Genomic DNA, 16,735 nt, shown 5'->3' with positions numbered 1-16,735 from the left:
GTGCGTTGATCGTTGAAGCCCGGATCTTAAAGCCCGACGGCGGCCCGCGCCTTTCGGTGCGGACCGCCGTCGAGATGTTGCTTGGCTTCGTTTTGCTTCGCCGGAGGCTTAGCTTTCGCCGCCGGCCCCGCCGGTGGTGCCGGCGTTGACATCGAGGAGGCTGTACTTCTCGATTGCCTGGGCCGCCGCCTGTGCGTCGACTTCTCCTCGGCGGGCGAGGAGTTGTAGGGTCTTCACGACGATGGAGTGGGTGTCGTTTTTGAAGAAGCGGCGTGCGGCTTGGCGGGTGTCGGAGAATCCGAATCCGTCGGCGCCGAGGGAGGCGAATTCGTTGGGGATGAATTGGCGGATCTGGTCCGGGACGGCCTTCATGTAGTCGGTGACGGCGATGACCGGTCCGGTGGCGCCGGCGAGTTGCTGGGCGACGAACGGGGTGCGGGGTTCTTCGCCGGGGTTCAGGAAGGCGTGTTCTTCGGCGGCGAGTCCGTCGCGTCGGAGTTCGTTCCAGGAGGTCACGGACCAGACGTCGGCGGAGACTCCCCAGTCCTGGGCGAGGACTTTCTGGGCTTCCAGGGCCCAGGGGACCGAGACGCCGGAGGCCAGGATCTGCGCGCGGGGTCCGTCGGTTTTCGCCGGGGCGAGCAGGTAGATGCCCTTCAGGAGGCCTTCGGTGTCGAGGTTTTCCGGTTCCGCGGGCTGGCTGATGGGCTCGTTGTACACGGTGAGGTAGTACATCAGGTTCCGGTCGGCGGAGTTCTCGCCGTACATGCGTTCGAGTCCGTCGCGGATGATGTGGCCGATTTCGTAGCCGTAGGCGGGGTCGTAGGTGAGGACTGCGGGGTTGGTGGAGGCCAGGATGGGGGAGTGGCCGTCGGCGTGTTGGAGTCCTTCGCCGGTGAGGGTGGTCCGTCCTGCGGTGGCGCCGATGATGAAGCCGCGGGTCATTTGGTCCGCGGCGGCCCAGAAGGCGTCGCCGGTGCGTTGGAAGCCGAACATGGAGTAGAAGACGTAGATCGGCACGAGGGGTTCGCCGTGGGTGGCGTAGGCGGTGCCGGCGGCGGTGAAGGCCGCGACGGCGCCGGCTTCGTTGATGCCGGGGTGGATGAGCTGGCCCATGGGGGATTCCTTGTAGGCCAGGACGAGGTCCCGGTCCACGGAGAGGTAGTTCTGGCCCTTGGGGTTGTAGATCTTCGCGGTCGGGAAGAACGCGTCCATGCCGAAGGTCCGCGACTCGTCCGGGACGACGGGGACGAAGCGTTTGCCGAAGTTCTTGTCCCGCATGAGGTCCTTCAGGAGCCTCACGAAGGCCATGGTGGTGGCGGCCTGCTGCTTGCCGGAGCCGCGCTTGGCGACCTCGTAGGACTTCGCGTCCGGCAACACCACGGGGGTGTGGGTGGAGCGGCGTTCGGGCACGGAGCCGCCCAGGGCTGCGCGGCGGTCCATCATGTACTGGATTTCCGGGGCGTCCATGCCGGGGTGGTAGTACGGGGGCCGGTACAGGTCGGTGTCGAGCTGCTCGTCGGTGATGGGGATGCGCAGGTGGTCGCGGAAGGCCTTGAGGTCTTCCATGGTGAGTTTCTTCATTTGGTGGGTCGCGTTGCGGCCCTCGAAGTGGGGTCCGAGTCCGTAGCCCTTGACGGTCTTGGCCAGGATCACGGTGGGTTTGCCCTTGAACTCGGTCGCGGCCTTGTACGCGGCGTAGACCTTGCGGTAGTCGTGGCCGCCGCGTTTGAGGTTCCAGATCTGCTCGTCGTCCAGGTCCGCGACCATGTCCTTGGTGGCCGGGGTTTTCCCGAAGAAGTGTTCCCGGACGAACCCGCCGGATTCGGCCTTGTAGGTCTGGTAGTCCCCGTCGACGGTTTCGTTCATGATCTTCACCAGGGACCCGTCGGTGTCGCGGGCCAGCAGCTCATCCCATTCCCGGCCCCAGACGACCTTGATGACGTTCCAGCCCGCGCCGCGGAAGAACGCTTCCAGTTCCTGCATGATCTTCCCGTTGCCCCGGACCGGCCCGTCCAGTCGCTGGAGGTTGCAGTTGATCACGAAGTTCAGGTTGTCCAGGTTCTCGTTCGCGGCGAGCTGGAGCAGGCCGCGGGACTCGGGCTCGTCCATTTCCCCGTCGCCCAGGAACGCCCAGACCTGCTGCCCGGAGGTGTCTTTGAGGCCGCGGTCGTGCAGGTAGCGGTTGGACTGGGCCTGGTAGATCGCGTTCATCGGGCCGATGCCCATGGACACGGTGGGGAATTCCCAGAACGAGGGCATCAGGCGCGGGTGCGGGTAGGAGGACAGGGCGTGGCCCTGCTTGGACTTTTCCTGCCGGAACCCGTCCAGGTCCTCCTCCGAGAGCCGGCCCTCCATGAACGCCCTGGCGTACATGCCCGGGGACGCGTGTCCCTGGAAGAAGACCTGGTCCCCGCCCGAGGCGTGGTCCTTGCCGCGGAAGAAATGGTTGAAGCCGACCTCGTACAAGGTCGCGGCCCCGGCATAGGTGGAGATGTGCCCGCCCACCCCGATGTCGGAGCGCTGGGCCCGGTGCACCATCACGGCCGCGTTCCAGCGCATGTACGCCCGGTACCGGCGCTCGAATTCCTCGTTGCCCGGGAACGGCGCTTCCTGGTCCGCCGGGATCGTGTTCACGTAATCGGTGGTCGTCACCATCGGCACCCCCACCGACTGGGACCCCGCCCGCTGAAGCAGGCTGCGCATGATGAACTGCGCCCGCTCCGTGCCCTGCTCCCTGATCAACGCATCCAAAGACTCAACCCACTCGGCAGTCTCTTCCGGATCACGATCAGGCAGCTGGGAAGTCAACCCGCTAAGGATGTGTGAGGTCTCTTCTCCTGCAGCCACGTCCAACCTCTCTTTTGGCGCATTCATCGTCGCCTCAGGTCCGGCAGGGTAACTGCCCGTCGTGAACGCGGCGTGTGCGACATATCGGTTACAACAGCCCGGTCATGTGCGCCGGGCAGGTTCTCTTGAGCTCAAGCTGCGCTATTCGCGGCGGGCGGTTGCCCTGCAGCCAAAGTCTTCACTGGCCACTGTAGCTTTGTACGAGCCGGGATGCGTAGCCGCGCGGTCGTGAAGGCGTTGTATGTCACACTCAAGCTGTTACATCGTAGGCAGTTGTAGCTGCAGTCTTGGCGATGGCCCCGAATGTAGCCATGCTTTAGCCGTGGCTGGGGCGCGGATTATGGTGGAACGCGGGACAATGGCTTGAAGCACACGCCCAAAGGGTGTTGGCTTGTAGTAATCGAAATCACTTCAAGAGGAGGAAACGTGAGCGAGGCCGACGCCGCCACATCGGTAAATGTGGCGGAAAGATTGGGTTTCAAAGATGGGGATCTAATTCAGGAACTCGGTTACGACGATGATGTCGATTTCGATTTGCGTGATGACATTGAGGAACTCACGGGTTCCGAGCTGCTTGACGAAGACGATCACGAGGTAGTGGATGCGGTCATTTTCTGGTGGCGCGATGGTGATGGAGACCTGGTCGACGCACTAGTTGATTCACTCACCACCTTGGGTGAAGGCGGCGTGGTCTGGGTGCTGACCCCCAAGTCGGGTCGCGACAACTACGTCTCGCCGTCGGATATCCAGGACGCCGCTCCCACCGCTGGCCTGCATTGCACTACTTCCGCAGGCGTCTCCAAGGACTGGAGCGCCACGCGGCTTGTAGCGCGCAAGAAGAACAAGTGACACACACGAGGTTGACCCCTCCCGGACTGCGTCCGGGAGTTCCCGTTGTGGGCCAGGAAGCCCCGGATTTTGAGCTTGTGAACCAGTTCGGGGAGCCGGTTCGCCTGTCCGATCTTCGCGGCCGCAACGTGGTGGTGGTCTTCTATCCGTTCGCCTTCTCTGGAATCTGCACCGGGGAGCTGTGCGAGATCCGCGACAACCTGGGTATTTTCGAACATGCCAATGCCACAGTCCTCGGGGTGTCGGTGGACAGCAAGTTCGCTTTGCGGGCTTATGCGGAAAAGGAAGGCTACGAGTTCGATCTCTTGGCCGACTTCTGGCCGCACGGGGAAGTTGCCGAGAAGTATGGCGTGTTTGATCCGGCTACCGGCATGTCCTTGAGGGGCACTTTCATCATCGATGCCACGGGCATCATCCGCTATGTCGTCGTCAATCCGCGCGGCCAGGCACGCGACCTGGCGGAATACCGCGAGGCACTGTCCGCACTTGGCCAGGCCTAACGGCGATGAGCGCCCAGCGGCCCGGCGTCGGAATGACTGGTTTCGCCATACTTCCGCCGGCCCCCACGGCTGAGTTGGATCCAGACGAGCTTGACCTTCTCCGCCAGGCCGCAGGGATTCTCGGCGGCAAGAGGTTTGCTGTCTTGACGGGAGCCGGCCTCAGCACTGATTCCGGGATCCCTGACTACCGGGGCCCGGGGGCTGCGCCGCGGAATCCGATGACCTTCCAGGAGTTCATCGGCAGCCCCGCGAACCGGCGCCGGTACTGGGCGAGGAACCACCTTGGATGGTCGCACCTCCGGCATGCGGACCCCAACACCGGGCACGCCGCCGTCGCACTCCTCGAGCGGCGCGGGCTGATCACGGGGCTCATTACGCAGAACGTCGACCGTCTGCACGAGGACGCGGGCAGCATCAATGTGGTGGACCTGCACGGCCGCTACGATCGCGTGATCTGCCTTGACCAGGGACACGTCTTCACCCGGCGGCTCGTGGCGTCGATTCTTGAGGAAATCAATCCCGGCTTCCTCGAAGCCGCGCAGGCTTCCGGCGTCGTGGAAATGGCGCCTGACGCCGACGCCTCGGTGGAGGATCCCGAGCTCATCCGATCGTTCGTCGTCGCTGTTTGTCCCGTGTGCGGGGGAACGCTCAAGCCCGACTTCGTGTACTTCGGAGAAAACGTGCCCAGGGACCGGGTGCAGCGCGCCTATTCCATGGTGGACGAAGCCGGCGCGTTGCTAGTGGCAGGTTCTTCGCTGACGGTAATGAGCGGGCTGAGGTTCGTGCGGCACGCAGCCAAACTCGGCAAACCGGTAGTGATCATCAACCGCGGGCTGACCCGCGGCGACGGGTTCGCGAACCTCAAAGTGGAAGCCGGAGTCAGCGGCGCGCTGGCCTGGCTTGCCGCCGAGCTTCCCGATTTGCCGCCTCCAGGTCAGTCGATTGGTGTTCCAGGCGAATGATCCGGTAGAGTACATGTTCGTTGGTTGAAGCGCTGAGGGCGCCGAAATCAGTGTTTGGGTCTTTAGCTCAGCTGGTAGAGCGCCACGTTTACACCGTGGATGTCATCGGTTCGATCCCGGTAGGACCCACAAGCAAAAAGAGTCCCTGAGCTGCGGAAACGCAGCTCAGGGACTCTTTTCTTTTGATCAGGCGGTCCATCCGTACCGCAAACGCACCGCAACCTTTGCAACGAACCCACCGGGTCGACCCGCCGGGACGAAAAGGGCGGCGTATTCGGGGCGTCGATTACAACGGGCGACCTCCCAGCCCGCGGGATCTCCGTCCCGTCCGCAATAGAGTGTCCGGGAGGAAGTTTCCCTTTACCATCGAAGCTCCGGACGGCACCTTCAGCCATGTCACCGAGGCGGCCGCGACCTATGAGGAAGCCCTCGACGCGGCTTGAGCCCAACCGCCCGGGCGCAGCCGCGTGATTGCGATCCGGTCTGAAGGCCAGGGCTCTCTTCGTTACGGTCGATCAGCGGTCCGCAGCCCTCTCGGCGAGCAGCAGGCCGGCCAGTTGATGCGGTGCCACGACTGCGGGCCAGGGGCTGAGGTCCCCGCCGCTCGCCCAGCGGAGGATGAACGATGCCCGTTCCTCCGGGGAGTCCCCGCCGTGTCCGCCGGCGTCCACGTGTCCGTGATCCGCGACCACCACGAGCAGCCATTCTTCGCCATGATCGGCCGCGCGGTTCCCGACTGCGTTCCAAATGCGGGCCACGTGACCGTCCACCCGGGCCAGCGCCTCCTGGTACTGCGGGCTGAGAGCGCCATAGACGTGCCCGGCGTCGTCCACATCGCAGAAGTACACGAAGGCGACGTCCGGCACTTTGCGGGAGTTCAGTGCGGCGAGGGTGAAGTCGGCGATCTCGGCATCGATCCGGATGAAGCCGTGCGTCTCGCCGTCGCGTGAGACCACCGTGTGCAGCCCGGCCTTCTGCTGCTCCAGCCGTTGATGGATGACGGGACCCAGCCCTTCCGGGGAGACCAGCGGTGGCCAGCCCGCCGCGGCGAACGTCCGGGTGGAGGTGTCCTGGTAGAAGGCCCGGGACAGCAAGTCGGGGTGGCCGAAGAGGCGGTGCCCCACGAAGGTGTTGTCCCGGACGCCGTGCTGTGCGTGATCAGTCCCGGTCAGGAGGGAGGACCAGCCCGGGCCGGACAGCGTGGGGACGTCCATGGTCATGTCCCGGTGGTCGCCTTCAGCGGCCAGGGACCTCAGGGTGGAGGCGGAGGGCGATTCCGAGGCCAGGTCCCAGCGGAGCCCGTCGATGCCCAGCAGGATGATGCGGGGCCGGGCGGCGGGGCTCATCGGGCTCCCTCCCGGGCTTCCGCCAGGACGGCGAGCGTGACGTCTGCGAGTGAGCCGAGGAGCGTGCGGCCTGGAGCCGCGTCTATCGGGACGGTGGAGGGCACGACGACGACGGGGCACCCCGCCGCTTCCGCCGCGGCGACGCCGACGGGGGAGTCCTCTACCACCACACAGTCGGCGGGCTCGGCTCCCAGCCGCCGGGCCGCTTCCAGATAGGGGTCAGGGGCCGGCTTGGACGCGGAAGTATCCTCGACGGCCACCACCAGCGTGAACAGTTCACGGCCCAACCGATCCCGGACCAGTTCCACGACGCGGCGCGGCGAGGCGGAGACGATGGCCGCGGGGATCCGCTCCTCGGCTAGGAGCCGGAGGAGGTCCATGGCCCCGGGACGGGCTACCATCTCCTGTGCCACCAGCTCGGTGAAGGCCTCATCGAGCCGGACAGAGAGCTCCTCCGCGCTCGGGGCGCCCGCGGAGGGCATGGTGGCCAGGAGGTGGGTGGCTGTGTGCCCGGACGGGCGGCCCAGGACGTCGGGCCCGTCTTCGAGTCCCAGCGTGCGGCCTAGTCCGGACGCCACCTCCGCCACAGTGTCCCACCAGAGGCGTTCGGTGTCCACGAGGGTCCCGTCCATGTCGAAGAGTACGGCTGCGGGCATCATGCGGTGGTTTCCTCGTTCCGGGCCTGGTCGATCAGGACGGGGCGTTCTGGCAGGCCGAGCCGGATGCGCGCCCCGGTGGGGAGGGTGGATGCGTGGGTTGTGGGGACGTCCGCGACCACGTCGCGGCCGCCGTGCAGTCGGATGGTGAGCCGCGTTGTCGCGCCGAGGAATGATGCCGCCACCAGCTGCGCCGGGCCGTCCGGGTCCGCGCTGACGGTGAGGGCTTCGGGACGGATCAGGACTTCGACGTCGGCTGTACCGTCCCGGCCGGGCAGGCTCCCCTGGATGGGGCGCCTGAGGCCGAGGACGTCCACTAGGGCGCCGTCACCGCTGAGCCGGCCCGGGAGCCGGTTCATCGTGCCCACGAATCCTGCGACGAAGGGGGTAGCGGGGGAGTTGTACAGCTCCGCCGGTGTGGCGCACTGTTCCAGGCGCCCGGCCCGCATGACCGCAACGCGGTCCGCTATGGATAGGGCTTCCTCCTGGTCGTGGGTGACGAAGAGGGCGGTGATGCCCAGTTCCAGCTGGAGGCGGCGAATCTCCTCACGCAGGGACTGGCGGACCTTGGCGTCCAGGGCGGACAGTGGCTCGTCCAAGAGGAGTACCCGCGGTTCCAGGGCCAGTGCCCGAGCGAGGGCCACGCGCTGCTGCTGGCCTCCGGAGAGCTGGCCGGGGTAACGGCCGCCCTGGCTGGGCAGGCCCACCAGTTGCAGGAGTTCCTGGGCGCGCGCGCGGCGCTTGGCCCTCGGGCTTCCCTGCATGCGCATCCCGAACGCCACGTTGTCAGCGGCGCTGAGATGCGGGAAGAGGCTGTAGGACTGGAACACCATGCCGATGTCGCGGCGGTGCGACGGTGTGCCGGTCACGTCTACGCCGTCCACCAGGACTTCCCCGGAATCCGGGGTCTCGAAGCCGGCCACCATGCGCAGAGCGGTGGTCTTGCCACAGCCGGAGGGGCCCAGCAGGGCCAGCATCTCACCGGGGTTCAGTGTCAGGTCCAGCCCGTCCAGGGCCGTGGTGGCGCCGAAGGAGCGGCGCAGTCCGCGGAATTCCAGGGTGGCGCCGGCGGTTCCAGTGGCGGCTGGGCGCGGATCAAGGGCGGACACGGTCATGGGGTCTCCTTGGAGGCGTTGGAACGGCCGAGTTTCGCGACCGCGAGAAGGATGAGCCAGGTTCCGATCAGGCCGACCATGGAGACGGCGACGGAAAGCTGGGCGTGGGATCCGCTGATGGCGACGGTCCAGACGGCGAAGGGCTGGAAGCCGAGCAGTGCGGACACGGCGTACTCGCCGAGCACCATGGCGATGGTCAGGAAGGCTGTGTTCAGCAGCGCCTCCCGGAGGTTGGGCAGAATCACCAGGAACAGGGTCCGGAACCATGACGCCCTGCAGGACCGTGCCGCTTCCACCAGGACCTTCACCTGGATGGCGTTCAGGCCTGCCTCCAGGGTGGTGTAGGCCAGAGGGAGGGCCATGAGGGTGTAGGGGAGTACCAGGATGATCGGGAAAGCGGGTTGCTGCAGGGCAGCGAGCAGCGGGAAGCCCGGGGTGTCGTAGAGCCAGTCGGTGGCCCAGCGCAGCACGGTGGTGATTCCGGCGCCCAGGGCCACCGCGGGCACCACCAGTGGGAGCATGCAGACGACGGCGACCAGGGCTTTCGCGCGAGGCGCGGCCAGGCGCACGGCCAGGAGAGCGGGAAGCAGGAGGCCGAAGACCAGAATGATAGTGGCGCCGGCCAGAAGCAGGGTCAGGCCTAGGCTCCGGGCTAGGCCGTCCGCGGTGAAGATGGCGGTGTAGGCGTCCAGGCCCGGCTTCTGCCGGGGGTCGCCGAGGCCAACGGTGAAGGCCAGGGCACAGAGCAGGGGGACCAGGAAGTAGACGCCCGCCGCGGCGAGGGCGATAGTGCGCCCCAGCCGCGGTTCGGGGGCGATGCGGCGGACCCGGGGCCCGCGGGCGGCGGTCAGGAGAGCCATCGGGAGGTCCTTCGCTGCAGCAGGAGCTGGATGCCCATCACCAAGGCAGCCACGACGATCATGTCCATTCCTAGAGCGAGGGCAATGCCGGCCTGCCCCACCAGGACATCGCCCGTCAGTGCGGAGGCGATCTTCACGGTCACCAGCGGGATGGAACTGCCCACCATGGCGGCCGCTGTGGCGTAGGCGCTGAAAGCGCTGCCGAACAGGAGGACGAAGCCGCTGAGCAGGGTGGGGAACAGAATTGGGAAGCCCACATGTCGCCAGTACTGGAAGCCGGTGGCTCGGTTGTTCTGCGCCGCTTCCCGCCACTGAGGCTTGAGACCGTCCAATGCAGGGGTCAGCGTGAGCACCATGAGGGGCACCAGGAAGTACAAGTAGACGATGGCCATGCCCCAGAAGGTGTAAAGGCTCCAGCCCTTGTCCGCGAGCCCGAAGAACCCGGTGAGGACACCGGCGTTGCCAAGGGTGGAGACAAAGGCGAAGGCGAGGGGTACGCCGCCGAAGTTGGCGATCACGCCGGAGGCGGACAGTACGGCTTCCCTCAGGCCGCGGAAACGCGAGCGGACGATCGCATGGGCGAGCGGAAGGCTGGCCACCGTGGCGACGAAGGCGGTGAGAGCGGAGAGGCGGACGCTGCCCATGAGGCTTTCCAGATAGGGGCCGTCGAACGTCGCTGCAAAGTTGGCCCCAGTGAATTCAGTGGCACCGGCGTCGTCGGTCGTGGTGATTGACCCGGCGGCCATGGCGGCCACGGGGAGACCAAGCACCACCGCGGCGAAGGCAAGCAGCGGGATGACCCCGAGCCAGCCGGCGTAGGGGCGGGCAGCCCGGCGACCGGGAGCTTGGGGCTCCCTGCGCAGGGTCTGGGCACCCGCATCGGCGACGACGACGGCGCGCTGCGCGACGACGTCGGGTGCGGCGGAGGTCATTAGGAGACGGCCTTCGTCCAGCCATCGGACACGATGGACTTGGCCTTCTTGCCCTGCTCCTCCGAGGGGTAGCTGGCCTTGTCCTGGGGGATCTTGGGCAGCCGCGTCAGGGCGGTCTTGTCCACGGTGCCGTCGGCGATCATGGCTGGCAGGAGGACCGGGCGGGCGTAGCCCTTAAGCCAGAGGTTCTGGCCCTCGGTGCTGTAGAGGAATTCCTGCCAGAGGCGGGCGGCGGCCGGGTGCGGAGCCCATTTCACGATGGCCTGGGAGTAGTAGAGGGAGAACACGCCGTCCTCCGGGATGGCGACCTTCCACTCGATGCCCTTTGCCTTCAGCTCATCGGCGTAGGCGGCGTTCCGGTAGTCCCAAACGACGGCGATGGGCGTCTCGCCCTTCTCCATGGTGGCGGGAGTGGCCTCGACAGGGTTGAAGTTGCCGGTCTGCTTCAGCTTGGTGAAGAAGTCGAGGCCGGGCTGGACGTCGTCGAAGGACCCGCCATTGGCGAGTGCGGCCGCGAACACGGCGCTGTAGGCCGAGGACGACTTGGCGGGATTGCCGGTCAGGGCCACCTTACCCTTGTACTGCGGGTCGGTCAGTTCGGAAAACTTAGTGGGGCACTTGGCCACCCGGCTTGCGTCGCAGCCGATGGAGACGTAGCCCCCCATGTCGTTGTACCAGAGACCTGCGGCATCTTTCTGGGAGTCCTGGATCTTGCCGAAGGAAGCCACCCGGTACGGGGTGAGCAGGCCCTGCTTAGCGGCCTGGACATCGAAGTCATGCCCGACGTCGATGACGTCCGGAGAGCGGTCCTGGCCCTTCCGGGAGGACACGGCGTTGAGTTCGTCTGCGCTGGAGGCGTCCGGGTTCTCCACCTCCACCTTGATGCCGTACTTCTTCTCGAAGGCGGAGATGACCTCGCCGTAGTTGGCCCAGTCGTTCGGGAGAGCGATTGCGTTGAGCTTGCCTTCCTTCTTGGCGGCGGCGATCAGGGCCTCCATGCCGCCTCCGGCCTCGGCGGAGGGGGCGATCTTCCAGTCGGTGGCGCCGTCCCTGGACATGGAGGTGCTGGTGGTCCCGGATGAGCAGGCGGCCAGTCCTGCCAGCAGTAAGGCGGCGGCACCGGCGGCGGCGCCAGCACGGCGAAGGGTGGTGTTCATGAAGTCTCCTAAGAAGTTGGCTATACAACTTGCCTGAACCACTGTTAGGGCGGCAGGTGTACATCGGGTGAACAAGGGGGAGTGGGTGAGCGAACTGCCGGAGCATTTTGAGAATTGAACCTCTGTCCTGCCGGTGATTTTGAGGTCACGCCGTACTGTGGAGGGATGGGTGACGAGGCATCGGAATGGGGTGGCGGGCGGATGAAGACCGAGGACGCTCAGTACAGGAAGTTGGCAGCCAATATGCGCCGCGAGATCGAGGCGGGCGAGTTTGGGACCAACGGACGGCTCCCCAGCGAGGAGAGCCTGGCTCAGCAGTACGGGGTGTCCCGGGGTACCGTGCGCAACGCTCTTGCCCTGCTGCGGGCCAACGGCCTAGTGACCTCCCGGCGCGGGACCCGGCGCGTGGTCCTGGGAACGGCGCGGACCCAGAGCTTCCAGGAGCTCCTGAGTTTCACGGCCTGGGCCCGGGCGCAGGGGGAGGAGCCCGGCGCCCGCACCATGCACAGCCGCGTCCGCCCAGCAACCGTCGCCGAAAGGGAGGTCCTCCAGCTCGACGCCGGGGATGAGGTCACCGAGGTCCTCCGGCTGAGGCTCCTCGGCCGGGTCCCCGTGATGCTGGAGCGCACTGTCTATCCGTCCAGGGTCGGCGCGGTGATCGAGCGGCTAGCCGCGGACTCCCTCTCTCATACCGAGGTCTTCGACGCCTCCGGCGTCGTGTTCGCAGACAGTGAGCACACCATCGACGTCGTGGCCGCCGATCAGACCGACGTCGAGGCCCTGGGCTGCGTCGAAGGTACGGGCCTGCTTCGGGAGATCCGCCGGGCCACCGATCCTGCGGGCGTGCCCCTGCTGTGGTCAGAGGACAGATTCCTACCGGGAACGGTGTCCTTCGCGGTGCACAATTCTGCGGCGGTCAGTTCGCTTGCCCGCCGACGCGGAATCCGCTGAATCAGGAGTTCCAATAGTTCCTGCGTGGGACGTTCGAAGAACGGAATTGAAAACAGCGATCGGATTGACCGTCAGGTGGATTCGAGGCGCTCAACCGGGTTTGAGGGCCGCAAACGTCGCTCCAGGATGTGTTCGGACTGGTTGCCGCCAATCGTTCTGCGGTTCAGAATGGCAGCATGACGGCATCCGGAGATGCGGCACGTGACAAGAGGCTGGCGAAAATCGGAACGGCGCTGTTCGCAGCCGCCCCGGCGACCGTCGCCGGTCTGTTGCCGTGGGTGGTGACCCGCTGGAAAGTGAAACAGCCCGTGCCAGGCGGACTGGCGGCCCAGAGCGCAGGTGTTCTCCTGATCGGCGTCGGGGCGGCGGTGATCACCAACTCGTTTGCACGGTTCGCTCTTGAGGGACTGGGAACGCCGGCACCCTTTGCGCCACCTCAGAACCTCGTGGTCAGCGGTTTCTACAGGTTCGTCAGGAACCCCATCTACGTGGGCATTGGCGCCGCGATCACCGGACAGGGCCTCCTGCTGGGACAGCCGAAGCTGTTCGGCCTGGCGGCTTTGGGCGCAGTTCCCGTGGTGGCCTTCGTCAGGTTGCATGAGGAGCCTACGCTGGCACGCAAGTTCGGCGCCGAGTATGAGGACTACCGTGCCAACGTCCCGCCCTGGCTGCCTCGGCTCACTCCTTGGCAGCAGCAGGGCTAGCGTCGAGCCTGATCCGCTCGCGGAAATTGGAAAAGCTCTCCACCGCGACTATTGGGGGATGCCGCGGTGGAGAGCTCATAGATGAATATACAGAGAATATTTGGATATGGAAAGGAAGCAGTTCTCCGTCCGGCGCGTCGCATCCCAGAACCAAGCCACTATGATGGTGGTTGTTCAGTGGATTGAACAAGCGTGATTGCCTTGGATCGGAGTTCCGCTGCCCCAGGGTAGCGTTTCTGCCCGGCACGCGCCCACTCTGCGCCAGACGCACGATTGCGAAGGAGAATCATGGCCGATTCCCGCACCCCCCGTTCCGCCGAAGGACTGGGGAGCTCCTCGCCGGCGCCTGCGGTGACCCGCGCGGCCGCGGTCCTGGATGCCTTGGCCGAGGCACCTTCGGGTCGCCTGACGCTCAGCGATCTTGCGAGGGAGCTCGGGATTCCGAAGTCTTCCACGTCAAACCTGTTGATGGCTCTTGAGGAAGCCCGGCTCATTACGCGCGAAGGTGCCGACTTCTCACTTGGCAGGAAGCTGGTTGAACTTGGCGCCGCCTATCTCAGCCGCCTCGATGAAGTCCAGGAGTTCTACAAGTTCTGCGAGCAGGCACCAACGCTCTCCGGCGAAACAGTGCGGATTGCGATGATCGACGGCGATCACATCATTTACCTGGCGCGCTACGAAGGGCACCCGGCTGTCCGGCTTACGTCGAACATCGGCGACAAAATGCCGCTTTCCCTGAGCGCCGTCGGGAAGGTTCTCCTGGCCCAGCTTCACGACCATGACATCGAGGCAATGTTCCCGGACGACGTGGAGCTCCCTGTCATGACCCCGAAGTCCCTCCGGAGTGCCGCTGAGCTCAAGGCCCAGGTGGCCGCGATCCGCAGGCAGGGCTATGCCTTGGAGGACGAGGAATCCACGCTTGGCGTAGTCTGCCTTGCCGTGCCTGTGCCGACCCACGGGGCACACGGCCCCAGTCTCGGTCTGTCGGTGACAGCCCTGAAGGCCACTTTTTCCGAGGAACAGGCTGCCCTCATGGTGAAGGAACTCAAGGAGCTCGCCCACTCGCTGGGCAACCCGATGGGGTAGCTGATCTCGCCGCCCGGCAGGGTCATAATTAAATCTGATTACACCACTTGAAACTCGTACAACGTGCTGTACTCTGTTCACTATAGTGATTCACGCCATGGCGGCTGACACTATCTCGCCAGGCCAACGGGGGTCTGGAGTGTTCTTGAGGGAGTGCTTGTGACAACTCGTACTAAGACAAAGCTTGCTGAGATGGACGGCGCGGTCGTTGAGCCGGAACAGCTGCGAAGGGCAACGCTTGCCAGTTCCGTAGGATCCGCCCTGGAGTACTACGACTTCTACATTTATGGCCTGGCTTCGGCCCTGATCTTCGGACCGCTGTTCTTCAAGCCTTTGGGTGAAAGCGGCGCATTGATCGCGTCGTTCGCCACCTATGGCGTTGGATTCGCGGCGCGGCCCTTCGGTGGGATCTTCTTCGGATTCATCGGAGACCGCTTCGGCCGCAAGATGGTTCTTCTCATGACCATCGGCATGATGGGCCTTGCCAGCTTCGCGATCGGCTTGCTGCCTACTTTCGACCAGGCGGGCATGCTCGGGGCTGTCCTGCTGGTGACGCTCCGCATTGTCCAGGGCCTGGGCGCTGGAGCCGAACAAGCGGGCGCAACCACGCTGATCTCCGAAGTCGCTCCGCCCAAGCGCCGCGGCTACTTCGCTTCGCTGCCGTTCGTAGGCATCCAGCTTGGAACCCTCCTCGGCGCCGGCACCTTTGCGCTCATTGGCATGGCCAACAAAAGCGTGCTCGAAGGCTGGCTGTGGCGTGTGCCTTTCCTCGCCAGCATCGTTCTGATCGTCGTCGCAGTCTTCATCCGTCTCAAGCTGAAGGAAACTCCGGTGTTCCAGGAGCTTGAGAAGCACAAGAACGTGGTGAAGAACCCTGTTGGCGAGCTTTGGAAGCACTCCAAAAAGAATGTGCTGGTGGGCATCGGTCTCCGCATGGGCGAAAACGGCAACTCTTCGATCTACTCGGCATTGCTCATCTCCTTTATGTCCGTCAAGGAAGGCGTCTTCCCGGGCGACAAGTTCATCGGACCGGTCGGCCTGCTGATCGCCGCCGGATTTGCCGCCGTCATGGTGGTCACCTTCGGTGCCTTGTCTGACCGTATTGGTCGAGTGAAGGTTTACCGCTATGGGGCCCTGTTCCAGGCAATCTTCGCGATTCCCGCCTTCTACCTGGTGACCCTCGGCAACGTGACCCTTGTGTGGGCCGTCATGGTTGTCGGCATCGCCCTTGGCGTGCAGTCCATGCTTGGCCCGCAGTGCCCGCTGCTGCCCGAGCTCTTCGGCTCGCAGTACCGGTTCACCGGTGTGGCCTTGAGCCGCGAACTCTCTGCTGTCCTGGCCGGCGGACTCGTGCCCCTGGTCGGCGTCGCACTCCTTGCCGCGACGGGCAACTCCTGGGTGGTCCTGGCGGTCTACTCGCTGGTCCTCGCGCTGATTTCATACGTCACCACCTTCTTCACTCCGGAAACAGCCGGCCGCGACCTCCTTTCCCTGGAGGACGCGAAGTAGTCTCCCCGTACCACGACGTACGCAAGCAGCGGCGGCCCCTTCCGAAATTCGGAGGGGCCGCCGCTTTTTCGTAAGCCCGCACTGGCGCAACACACCCGCCACACACAGCAAAGCGGCCCCTCCGGAAACCGGAGGGGCCGCTTGGATGGCGCTGGGTTGTCGGCGGTTTAGTAGAAGTGCACCGTGTCCACGAGGTGGGGGAGTTCCCCGCCGTCGAGGAAGGTGCGCAGGTTGCTGGCGAAGCGCTCGGCAATGAGGCGGTTCTCGGCCGCGCTGAGTGCCGAGGTGTGCGGAGAGACCATGACCTTGGGATGGTTCCACAGTGGGCTGTCCTGGGGGAGCGGCTCGACGGCGAAGACGTCCAGGCAGGCGTAGGACACCTGGCCGTTGTCCAGGGCTTCCAGAAGGGCCTCTTCATCAACCACGGTTCCGCGGCCAACGTTGACAAAAACCGTGCCGGGCTTCATTGCCGAGAAGACTTCACGGCTGAAGAGTCTCTCCGTGTACGGCGTGCCGGGGAGGGTGTTGACGACGGCGTCGGCCGTCGCCAGGAGTCCGGCCAGGCCATCGTTGTCCGCGACCTGGTCGATCCCTTCGATCGCTTCGACGTTCCGCTTGGTTCCGCTCACCTTCATCCCGAGTGCGCGGGCGATGCGGGCCGTCTCAAGGCCAATTTCGCCGAGACCCGTGACGACTAGCTTGGAGCCGTTCACAAGCTTGGTAGGGGTCCGCAGCTCAGGCCAGACCTTGGCGGCCTGGTCCTGTGCAAGTTCCGCGCTGCGCTTGAAGCCGTTGAGGATCCCCAGGGCCGCGAACTCGGCCAGCGGAAGGGCGTGCACGCCCGCGGAGGTGGTGACCTTGAACTTCTGCAACGTCTCGCTGTCGAGGCCGGAGGCCTTCACGGCGCCACCGGCACCTGCGGCCATGGCGTGGATCCACTGCAGGTGCGGGTTGCTCTGGGCAATGCGGGCCAGGCCGGCCGGATTCTCGTTGGGAAAACCGTAGAGGATCTGGGCCTTGTTCAACATCGACCAGTAGCGTTCCTCTTGTTCGGGAGTCCGCTTGAAGTCGGGATCGCCGGAGTGGTCGGCCGGGAAACGTTCCGGAGGAAGCAGCTCGGGTTCGTAGAGCACCGTAATGCTCGGATCTACGGCGCGGATACGCTCCACATGCTCGACTTCGAGCGGGACTGCGATCGCGATGGTGAGTTCATCAGTCGTCATGGTGTTCATCATACTGAATTGAGGCTAGGATATTG

15 protein-coding genes and 1 tRNA gene are annotated in these 16,735 nt (G+C 65.2%); 8 read left to right on the top strand and 8 right to left on the bottom strand.

Features of this window, described 5'->3' with window-relative positions; translation table 11 throughout:
• Window positions 1-108: 108 nt before the first annotated feature.
• On the bottom strand, window positions 109-2,877 hold the full coding sequence (gene aceE / locus LFT47_RS13375) for a pyruvate dehydrogenase (acetyl-transferring), homodimeric type (protein WP_236811501.1): 2,769 nt from the start codon (window positions 2,875-2,877) through the stop codon (window positions 109-111).
• A gap of 399 nt (window positions 2,878-3,276) precedes the next feature.
• On the opposite strand from aceE, the gene LFT47_RS13370 reads away from it, so the two are divergent.
• The 4 genes from LFT47_RS13370 to LFT47_RS13355 all read left to right on the top strand — a co-directional run bounded on the left by LFT47_RS13370 (window position 3,277) and on the right by LFT47_RS13355 (window position 5,290).
• Window positions 3,277-3,699: a DUF3052 domain-containing protein gene (locus tag LFT47_RS13370; RefSeq protein WP_059387755.1), complete on the top strand. Its 423-nt coding sequence runs from the start codon at window positions 3,277-3,279 to the stop codon at window positions 3,697-3,699.
• Window positions 3,696-4,199, top strand: coding sequence for a peroxiredoxin (locus tag LFT47_RS13365; RefSeq protein ID WP_442863394.1), 504 nt, complete (start codon window positions 3,696-3,698; stop codon window positions 4,197-4,199). Before LFT47_RS13370 ends, LFT47_RS13365 begins: the two co-directional genes overlap by 4 nt.
• A gap of 5 nt (window positions 4,200-4,204) precedes the next feature.
• Entirely contained in the window at window positions 4,205-5,161 is a 957-nt protein-coding gene (locus LFT47_RS13360) for an NAD-dependent protein deacetylase (RefSeq protein ID WP_236811499.1), read from the top strand.
• Window positions 5,162-5,217: 56 nt separating this feature from the next.
• Window positions 5,218-5,290 (top strand) — tRNA-Val (locus tag LFT47_RS13355).
• 386 nt (window positions 5,291-5,676) lie between these two features.
• Here the strand turns inward: LFT47_RS13355 and LFT47_RS13350 are convergent.
• The 6 genes from LFT47_RS13350 to LFT47_RS13325 are packed head-to-tail and all read right to left on the bottom strand — an operon-like array spanning window position 5,677 to window position 11,227.
• On the bottom strand, window positions 5,677-6,507 hold the full coding sequence (locus tag LFT47_RS13350; protein WP_236811497.1) for an alkaline phosphatase family protein: 831 nt from the start codon (window positions 6,505-6,507) through the stop codon (window positions 5,677-5,679).
• A complete protein-coding gene (locus LFT47_RS13345) occupies window positions 6,504-7,166 on the bottom strand; it encodes an HAD family hydrolase (protein ID WP_236811494.1) in 663 nt (220 codons plus the stop codon). Before LFT47_RS13345 ends, LFT47_RS13350 begins: the two co-directional genes overlap by 4 nt.
• On the bottom strand, window positions 7,163-8,278 hold the full coding sequence (locus LFT47_RS13340; protein ID WP_236811492.1) for an ABC transporter ATP-binding protein: 1,116 nt from the start codon (window positions 8,276-8,278) through the stop codon (window positions 7,163-7,165). Before LFT47_RS13340 ends, LFT47_RS13345 begins: the two co-directional genes overlap by 4 nt.
• Window positions 8,275-9,138 (bottom strand): ABC transporter permease subunit, encoded by an 864-nt coding sequence (locus LFT47_RS13335; RefSeq protein WP_236811491.1) that lies wholly within the window; start codon window positions 9,136-9,138, stop codon window positions 8,275-8,277. The genes LFT47_RS13340 and LFT47_RS13335 overlap by 4 nt, the downstream gene beginning before the upstream one ends.
• The gene (locus LFT47_RS13330; RefSeq protein WP_236811490.1) at window positions 9,126-10,070 is read right to left on the bottom strand and encodes an ABC transporter permease; all 945 of its coding nucleotides are present in this window, start codon (window positions 10,068-10,070) and stop codon (window positions 9,126-9,128) included. Before LFT47_RS13330 ends, LFT47_RS13335 begins: the two co-directional genes overlap by 13 nt.
• Window positions 10,070-11,227 carry an ABC transporter substrate-binding protein gene (locus LFT47_RS13325; RefSeq protein ID WP_236811489.1) on the bottom strand — a complete coding sequence of 386 codons (1,158 nt, stop codon included), beginning with the start codon at window positions 11,225-11,227 and terminating at the stop codon, window positions 10,070-10,072. The genes LFT47_RS13330 and LFT47_RS13325 overlap by 1 nt, the downstream gene beginning before the upstream one ends.
• Window positions 11,228-11,392: 165 nt before the next feature.
• Between LFT47_RS13325 and LFT47_RS13320 the strand changes: the two genes are divergently transcribed.
• From LFT47_RS13320 to LFT47_RS13305, 4 genes are all read left to right on the top strand, one after another.
• Window positions 11,393-12,178, top strand: a complete 786-nt coding sequence (locus tag LFT47_RS13320) for a GntR family transcriptional regulator (protein WP_236811488.1) — start codon at window positions 11,393-11,395, stop codon at window positions 12,176-12,178.
• 176 nt (window positions 12,179-12,354) lie between these two features.
• Window positions 12,355-12,882 (top strand): methyltransferase family protein, encoded by a 528-nt coding sequence (locus LFT47_RS13315; protein WP_236811487.1) that lies wholly within the window; start codon window positions 12,355-12,357, stop codon window positions 12,880-12,882.
• 288 nt (window positions 12,883-13,170) lie between these two features.
• Window positions 13,171-13,968: an IclR family transcriptional regulator gene (locus LFT47_RS13310; RefSeq protein WP_236811486.1), complete on the top strand. Its 798-nt coding sequence runs from the start codon at window positions 13,171-13,173 to the stop codon at window positions 13,966-13,968.
• Between the two features lie 153 nt (window positions 13,969-14,121).
• Complete coding sequence (locus LFT47_RS13305; protein WP_236811485.1) at window positions 14,122-15,477, top strand: MFS transporter; 1,356 nt, start codon at window positions 14,122-14,124, stop codon at window positions 15,475-15,477.
• A 167-nt stretch (window positions 15,478-15,644) separates the two neighbouring features.
• On the opposite strand, the gene LFT47_RS13300 is transcribed toward LFT47_RS13305, so the two are convergent.
• Window positions 15,645-16,712: a D-2-hydroxyacid dehydrogenase gene (locus LFT47_RS13300; RefSeq protein WP_236811483.1), complete on the bottom strand. Its 1,068-nt coding sequence runs from the start codon at window positions 16,710-16,712 to the stop codon at window positions 15,645-15,647.
• Between the last annotated feature and the right edge of the window lie 23 nt (window positions 16,713-16,735).

This window comes from Arthrobacter sp. FW306-2-2C-D06B, from assembly GCF_021789175.1.
Classification (GTDB): domain Bacteria; phylum Actinomycetota; class Actinomycetes; order Actinomycetales; family Micrococcaceae; genus Arthrobacter.
The sequence above is the reverse complement of the archived record's forward strand: the minus strand, read 5'-3'. Positions and strand labels throughout refer to the sequence as shown.

Excerpts from the sequence above, each read along its gene's own strand:
- LFT47_RS13315 (WP_236811487.1), top strand. The coding sequence starts at position 12,355 with ATGACGGCATCCGGAGATGCGGCACGTGACAAGAGGCTGGCGAAAATC.
- aceE (WP_236811501.1), bottom strand. The coding sequence starts at position 2,877 with ATGAATGCGCCAAAAGAGAGGTTGGACGTGGCTGCAGGAGAAGAGACC.
- LFT47_RS13350 (WP_236811497.1), bottom strand. The coding sequence starts at position 6,507 with ATGAGCCCCGCCGCCCGGCCCCGCATCATCCTGCTGGGCATCGACGGG.
- LFT47_RS13320 (WP_236811488.1), top strand. The coding sequence starts at position 11,393 with ATGGGTGACGAGGCATCGGAATGGGGTGGCGGGCGGATGAAGACCGAG.
- LFT47_RS13325 (WP_236811489.1), bottom strand. The coding sequence starts at position 11,227 with ATGAACACCACCCTTCGCCGTGCTGGCGCCGCCGCCGGTGCCGCCGCC.
- LFT47_RS13330 (WP_236811490.1), bottom strand. The coding sequence starts at position 10,070 with ATGACCTCCGCCGCACCCGACGTCGTCGCGCAGCGCGCCGTCGTCGTC.
- LFT47_RS13340 (WP_236811492.1), bottom strand. The coding sequence starts at position 8,278 with ATGACCGTGTCCGCCCTTGATCCGCGCCCAGCCGCCACTGGAACCGCC.
- LFT47_RS13345 (WP_236811494.1), bottom strand. The coding sequence starts at position 7,166 with ATGATGCCCGCAGCCGTACTCTTCGACATGGACGGGACCCTCGTGGAC.
- LFT47_RS13335 (WP_236811491.1), bottom strand. The coding sequence starts at position 9,138 with ATGGCTCTCCTGACCGCCGCCCGCGGGCCCCGGGTCCGCCGCATCGCC.
- LFT47_RS13310 (WP_236811486.1), top strand. The coding sequence starts at position 13,171 with ATGGCCGATTCCCGCACCCCCCGTTCCGCCGAAGGACTGGGGAGCTCC.
- LFT47_RS13300 (WP_236811483.1), bottom strand. The coding sequence starts at position 16,712 with ATGATGAACACCATGACGACTGATGAACTCACCATCGCGATCGCAGTC.
- LFT47_RS13360 (WP_236811499.1), top strand. The coding sequence starts at position 4,205 with ATGAGCGCCCAGCGGCCCGGCGTCGGAATGACTGGTTTCGCCATACTT.